This window comes from Oleiphilus sp. HI0043 (genome assembly GCF_001634935.1).
Window position 1 is genome coordinate 1 of record NZ_LWEY01001822.1, and the last position, 1382, is coordinate 1382.

1 protein-coding gene and 1 pseudogene are annotated in these 1382 nt (G+C 46.7%); both read right to left on the bottom strand.

Features of this window, described 5'->3' with window-relative positions; genetic code table 11:
• Positions 1 to 323, bottom strand: a pseudogene (locus tag A3729_RS28115) (urea ABC transporter permease subunit UrtC); the annotation flags it as partial.
• Positions 320 to 1382, bottom strand: a 1063-nt coding sequence (gene urtB, locus A3729_RS28120; RefSeq protein WP_068634521.1) for an urea ABC transporter permease subunit UrtB, incomplete at its 5' end; no start/stop codon positions are given. The pseudogene A3729_RS28115 and the gene urtB, both read right to left, overlap by 4 nt.

The following is a 1382-nucleotide window of genomic DNA, read 5'->3' on the forward strand; positions in this document are numbered from 1 at the left end:
TCACCAATCTGACGCATTAAATACATGCCCATGCCGTAGCCACCAAGCGCGAAAAATGCACCATGACCCAAGCTCAAAATACCGCAATAGCCCCAGATAATATCAACTGCCAAAGCCAGCATGGCGTAGCACAAGTACTTACCCAGCAAAGTTATGGTATAGGTGCTGACATAAAACACTGAACCTTCAGGCATCACCAAGTTACCGATAGAGGCAAGGAAAGTGATGGCGAGTAAAAGAATTACAAATGGAAAGGTTCGACTCCCCGGCTGACCTTCTCGGCCCATTAATCCGCGATCAAACAGCGTACTTAAAATACTCATTCTGCCGCTCTCCCCTTCTGTGGAAACAGTCCTTTCGGTTTTTTCTGAATAAACAAGATGATGAATACCAATACCAAGATGCTAGCCAATACTGCACCGGTAACCGGCTCAAGAAATTTATTGGCAATACCTAAGCTGAAGCCTGCTACCAAGGTCCCCCAAAGGTTTCCAACACCACCAAACACAACGACCATAAAGGAGTCGATAATGTAAGCTTGCCCGAGATTCGGCCCTACGTTCGTTAACTGACTCAAAGCCACACCCGCCATACCGGCGATACCTGAACCTAAACCAAAAGTCATTGCATCGACCCAGTCTGTGCGAATACCCATGGCTTTTGCCATGTCACGGTTCTGAGCAACCGCACGAACATTCAACCCCAATGAGGTCTTATTTAAGATCAACAACAACAGACCAAACACCAATAATGCAAAGGCAAGAATGTAAAGGCGGTTCATCGTGAGCGATAAGACAGGGTTGATATCTAAGGAGCCACTCATCCAGCTCGGCGTTTCAACTTGGCGGTTGAGCGGAGAAAATACGGTGCGAACCAATTGCTGCAAGATGAGACTGATACCAAAGGTTGCCAGTAACGTTTCAAGCGGACGACCGTGAAGATGACGAATTACGCCTCGCTCTATACAGATGCCAACAAAGCCCGACACTAGGAAAGCTGCCGGAATAGCGACCCAAATCGAATAGTCGATAGCATTCGGCATCAGCAACTGAACCACATAAGTGGTATAAGCGCCCAGCATGATCATCTCACCATGCGCCATATTAATAACGCCCATAACGCCAAAGGTAATTGCCAGGCCAATTGCAGCAAGCAAAAGGACAGAACCTAAGCTCAATCCGAAAAAGAGCTTATCGACAAACTGAAAGTTAGCGACTCGATCTTCAATCAGTGTTAACGCCTTTTGTGCCGCCGCCACAACGACTTCATCACTATCATTTTCAACAATTTTGGCGAGCAGATTCTTAATCTCATTTTCCAAACGACCTGCCAGGGTTTCAATTGACGCCAGTCGTTCTTCGCGAACTTTGCTGTTTTCTAAG